The organism is Frankia sp. CoBUL1 (genome assembly GCF_978021245.1).
In genome coordinates, this window is record NZ_CDXDOS010000171.1 from 1 (window position 1) to 4,541 (window position 4,541).

Annotated in this window: 5 protein-coding genes, 1 tRNA gene and 1 pseudogene; 3 read left to right on the forward strand and 4 right to left on the reverse strand. The window is 68.3% G+C overall.

Features of this window, described 5'->3' with window-relative positions:
- Positions 1–258 precede the first annotated feature (258 nt).
- Positions 259–333, forward strand: a tRNA-Leu gene (locus tag AC08OX_RS12600).
- 246 nt (positions 334–579) lie between these two features.
- Positions 580–1,338 (forward strand): Bax inhibitor-1/YccA family protein, encoded by a 759-nt coding sequence (locus AC08OX_RS12605; protein WP_023840078.1) that lies wholly within the window; start codon positions 580–582, stop codon positions 1,336–1,338.
- A gap of 81 nt (positions 1,339–1,419) precedes the next feature.
- On the opposite strand, the gene AC08OX_RS12610 is transcribed toward AC08OX_RS12605, so the two are convergent.
- Together AC08OX_RS12610 and AC08OX_RS12615 are read right to left on the reverse strand one after the other, a co-directional pair.
- Positions 1,420–1,830 (reverse strand): PPOX class F420-dependent oxidoreductase, encoded by a 411-nt coding sequence (locus AC08OX_RS12610; RefSeq protein ID WP_476607997.1) that lies wholly within the window; start codon positions 1,828–1,830, stop codon positions 1,420–1,422.
- Between the two features lie 190 nt (positions 1,831–2,020).
- Positions 2,021–2,248 (reverse strand): DUF4287 domain-containing protein, encoded by a 228-nt coding sequence (locus AC08OX_RS12615; RefSeq protein ID WP_011438288.1) that lies wholly within the window; start codon positions 2,246–2,248, stop codon positions 2,021–2,023.
- 211 nt (positions 2,249–2,459) lie between these two features.
- Between AC08OX_RS12615 and AC08OX_RS12620 the strand changes: the two genes are divergently transcribed.
- Positions 2,460–2,750 carry a hypothetical protein gene (locus AC08OX_RS12620; RefSeq protein ID WP_476607998.1) on the forward strand — a complete coding sequence of 97 codons (291 nt, stop codon included), beginning with the start codon at positions 2,460–2,462 and terminating at the stop codon, positions 2,748–2,750.
- A gap of 50 nt (positions 2,751–2,800) precedes the next feature.
- Here AC08OX_RS12620 and AC08OX_RS12625 read toward each other — a convergent pair whose 3' ends face one another.
- Together AC08OX_RS12625 and AC08OX_RS12630 are read right to left on the reverse strand one after the other, a co-directional pair.
- Positions 2,801–3,850, reverse strand: coding sequence for a DUF459 domain-containing protein (locus AC08OX_RS12625; RefSeq protein ID WP_476607999.1), 1,050 nt, complete (start codon positions 3,848–3,850; stop codon positions 2,801–2,803).
- Between the two features lie 185 nt (positions 3,851–4,035).
- Positions 4,036–4,541, reverse strand: a pseudogene (locus AC08OX_RS12630) (MBOAT family O-acyltransferase); the annotation flags it as partial.

A 4,541-nucleotide genomic window follows, 5' to 3' on the forward strand; every position in this document is an offset into this window, starting at 1 on the left:
CACCCGAAGGTTAAACGACAAGCTTAGGTGGGGGTGTTTTTCCCGCGTCTCCGCTCTGGTCGTCAGGACCAAACCCGACGGTGGACCCGCCTTTTAGCGATCTGAGCTGTCCACTGATCGAAGGGGATGGCGAACAGTTGGCATCCTCGTCACGATGAGTCACGCTTTCGGTCGTACCGCCATCTCCGGACCACTTTTTCCGCATGTGTTATTCCCAGACCCTACGTAGCGTGGTAGAAACATCAGCGATGTAGACGAGCCGGTGTATCCCAACTGGTAGAGGAGGCTGTCCTAAAAACAGCTCGAGTGTCGGTTCGACTCCGACCACCGGCACAATCCTTTCTCGGTCGTCCGGGCATCTGACCGATGAACCGCGGCCGAGGAGGGGAAGGCTTCGTCGCTGTGGGATGCTGCGAGGATGCGCGCGTGGACGTGCGTCGCGATGCCTTGTCGGTCGCCGTCCACCGTGTCCCGGTGCGCCGGGAACTCCCCTATCCCAAGGAACGTTCCAGACGGTGACGTAGGCTGTAGTCACCGAGGGTGATGCCTCCCCGGAGGCGACCGAGAGGAGCCGGCTCCATGGCCGACCTTCGTTCCTCGAACCCCGCGTTCCGTCGCGGTGGGTTCGCGTCTCCTCCCACGCCGACCCCCGAGGAGTTGGCGAGCCACTACCGCCAGCCCACCACCCTCACGATCGACGACGTCGTCGTGCACACGCTGGGGCTGTTCGCACTGCTGGCGGTCGGTGGCGCGGTCGGCTGGGCCCTCGCGCCGGACTCGCCCGGCATCGCGCTGGGGGCCGGCCTCGTCGCCCTGGCGATCAGCCTGTTCGTCTCGTTTCGCAACCTGATCAGTCCGCCGCTCATCATCGCCTTCGCCCTGATCGAAGGGGTGGCGGTCGGGGCGGTCTCGCGCTACTACGAGAACGCCTTCAACGGCATCATCCCGCAGGCCCTGCTCGGGACCGGTCTGATCTTTGTCGCGATGCTGGTCGCCTACCGTAGTGGTCGGCTACGGGCCACCCCCCGGATGGCCCGTATCGTATTCGGCGTGCTCCTCGGGGTCGTGCTCCTCGGCCTGACCGACCTCGTGATCAGGGCCACCAGCGGAAGTCACCTGCCGGTGATCAACGATGCGACGCCGCTCGGCATCCTGTTCAGCCTGCTTGTGCTCGGCGTCGCGAGCCTGCAGTTCATCCTCGACTTCGACTACATCGAGCGGGCGATCGCGTCCCATGCGCCGCGTTCCGAGGCGTGGCGGGCGGGATTCGGCCTGCTGATCGGCTTCGTCTGGGTCTACCTGGAGACGCTGCGCCTGCTCTCCAAGCTGCGGCAGTAGCGCGCGGGTCCGTCGTGGGGCCGGGTCCTGCCGATGATCAGGTCAGGGCGCGCGCGTGGCAGGTGTCCTCAAGCCTGCTCCTCAGCCCGAGACGTCCGGCCCCGCCGACCGGGCAGTGATCTGGATGATGCATCGCTGATCGCGGATCATCGCCGCCCGGTAGTCGTCCCAGTCGGGATGCTCACCCGCGATGTCTCGGTAATAGGCGATCAGGAGGTCCATCGCCGCCGGTAGCCGGACGATCTCGGCGGTTCCGTTGATCTGCACCCAGGGCCCGAAGAACTCATCGGGGAACACACAGATCCGTACGGTCGGATCCCGCTCGATGTGGCGGACCTTGTAGGCGGTGAGCCGGCTGCTGATCTGCAGACGGCCGTCGGTGTCCACCCCGACGGTGACCGGTGACATCTGGGGCGTGCCATCCCGGCGGGTGGTGCTGAGCACCGCCCGGTGGTGATCGCGTACGAACTCAGTGGCTGCGTCGAGGTTCATGCAGTCATTGTGATGTGTCCGGTGGCCGACCGGGCGCGTCAACGATGCGGACCATGTGTCCGCCCCATGGCGCCGAGTACCCGGCGCCATGGGGCGGGGGACAGCTGCGGGAAGCCGGGCCGTACCTCGACGCCCCACCGAGCGGCCGGACCTGCGCGGCCGGACCTGCGCGGCCGAGGCCGCCGAGTGTCTACGCGCGGATCGCCCGCCGCCGCAGATCGGCCTCATGGACCAGGGCCGCCGCATAGCAGTGCGGCAGGTCGTGCTCGGCCCGCAGCCAGTTGACGCGCTCTGCGAAGCGGAGCAGGCCGGGTCCGTCGTCGAGCCGATCGAGCCAGTGGTTCACGTCGTGGCCGGTTGCCTTCGGTATCCGCTCGATGAGGATCTGGTGGGTCTGGGCGGAGCGGTTCAGCGACATGCGCGCCTCCTGAGGTGAAACCCGACGTCAACGGACCATGTCTGGAGGGTGCCTTATACCACAGTAGAGAGCAAGACCCGTTCCCGTCATCGTCAGGTAACCTGCTCGGATGTTCGACGAGGTCCGTGATCTCACCCGTGATCTCACCCGTGAGGTCGGCCTGCTGATTCACCGCCTTCAGTGTTGGTCCGGGTCATCATGGGATGTTCCGGTGGAATCCGGTGGTACCAGGGCGGAGCGGGCCGTTCGGCTGCTCGACGAACTGGCGTCGCTCGGCGAGCGGGCCGGCACGGGAGCGCCGGCCGGCGCTCGTCCGCCGCGGCTGGCGCCGCATGCCCTGACCGACCAGCTCGCGGTCCTCGCCGACGAGCTCGTCGCCGCGATCTCGGTGCCCGGTGCGGCGGCGCCGTCCGGTCTCGACGTCCTGGCCGCAGCCCGGGTCGCCGTCCTGGAGGCTCGCCGGGATCTGGACGGCGCGGGCTTCGGGTTCCGCCCCCGTTGAGAGTTCGGTCGGTCTGATCGTCCAGTTCGGTTGGTCGGTCCGATCGTCGTTCACCGCAGGTTCCACGTGCTGCGCACGGTCTCCAGAACGTGTCCCGAGGCGATCCGCGCGCCGTCGAGACTCAGGTGCACGCCGTCACGGGCTCGGGCCAGGACGGTGTTACCGTCCGCGCTGGTGAGGTAGTCGCTGTATGCGCCGTTCTTCGACAACCACGGGGTGAGATCGAGATATCGGGCTCCGACCACCCTGGTCGTGGCGTCGAGGGTCGCCTCGTTCAGCCGGCGGAAGTAGCCGTTCAGCTGGTCCGACCGGGCTGGCGGGAGGCTGAGCCACAGCACTCGGCGGGCCCCGTCGCCGCTCCAGATCCGCATCACGACGATGGCACGCCGTTGGTACTCGGCGGTCCACGCGTCCGATCCGGCTGGCAGGACGGTTCCGTCCGCAAGCGTGATGCCCTGGCCGTCGTTCCCGCCCATGGCGACGATCACCAGCTCCGGGTTGCGCTGCGTGATCTGCGCCCGGGCATGGGTGGCCCAGTCGAAGAAGTCGGGCCGCACCAGGCCCGTGCCGAACCGCGTCTCGGTCTGTGCCCGGATCGCGGCGGGCGCACTGTTCATGATGCTCGGACCGAGTGATTCCGTCAGCGAGTCCCCGGTGACCAGGACGCGCAGCGGATCGGCCGCGGTCGGGTGGCGCGGTGGCAGCGGGGAGCGGTGGGAACCGGCGGCGCCCGGCCCGAGGGTGCCGGGGCGATCGGGCTCGGCTTCAGCTCGGCTGGCCGCCGATGCCAGCTCGGAGAAGGTTCCGCCGGACTTGGCGTCGTGACCGAACGCGCGTGACAACCACCGGTCCGGTTCGTCGAGATGGACGGTCCGGGTGATCCGTTCGATCGGACGGGCCCCGCCCAGCACGAGCGTGCGGGTGAGTCCTGGGCGCATGCCCTCGCCCGCGTGCACCATCGCCGAGGCGCGGAGCACCGCCAGCAGACCCAGGGTGACGGCTACCAGTAGGAAGGCCTGCCGAACCCGGACGACACCGGTGGTTGCCGCGGCTGCGGTCGCCGGGGGTCCCGGTGGCGCCGAATCTTCACGCTCAGTCATCGCCCCTCGGCTTCGTTGACGCAGGTCACAGATGTCCCGGAATGTGATCGGGCGTTGCTATTCGATTACTCTAAGTTAAAGCCCCTCTCGCCGTTGCTCGTATCGTCCGGCCTGGGCGACCCCGGCCGGGGTAACACTCAGGCTCCGGGACCGGGGTTGGGCTGGGGAGAGCAGGCGAGCGTGACTCAGAAGCGGAAGTAGATGAACGGCGCGACGTCCTGCGGGCCAACGATCGCATAAATGATCATGATGCTCAGGGTGAGCAGCGCGATCTGAGCGCCAAGGCGCAGTCGGGTGAAGGCGGCCTGCGCGTGGATCCACCAGACGCGGGGGACGGCTGCGGTGGCCAGTCCCACCCCGATGGCGGCGAGGACCGTCGGAGTGACCAGCGGCGCCGGTCCGCTCGCGGTGAACAGCCGGACGACGAGCTCGCGTGCCGTTGCCAGGTCGGGCGCTCGGAACAGGACCCAGGTGGCACACACGAAGTGGAAGACGGCCAGCCGGCCGGCCCAGGCGTGGACCGGGTTGGGGACCGCTTCGGGAAGCGCGGCCTGTGCGGCGATGATCGTCTGGTGGCTCGCGGTGGTCGGCGTCCCCGCGGAACTGCCGGCGATGCCGAAGCCGGCAGCGGGACCGGGACCAATAACGGCGCCGGATCCGCCAGTGGAAAGGAGCGGTGCGGGGCTCTCCG

Coding starts and splice junctions, on each gene's coding strand:
- AC08OX_RS12605 (WP_023840078.1), top strand. CDS start 580: ATGGCCGACCTTCGTTCCTCGAACCCCGCGTTCCGTCGCGGTGGGTTC.
- AC08OX_RS12610 (WP_476607997.1), bottom strand. CDS start 1,830: ATGAACCTCGACGCAGCCACTGAGTTCGTACGCGATCACCACCGGGCG.
- AC08OX_RS12615 (WP_011438288.1), bottom strand. CDS start 2,248: ATGTCGCTGAACCGCTCCGCCCAGACCCACCAGATCCTCATCGAGCGG.
- AC08OX_RS12625 (WP_476607999.1), bottom strand. CDS start 3,850: ATGACTGAGCGTGAAGATTCGGCGCCACCGGGACCCCCGGCGACCGCA.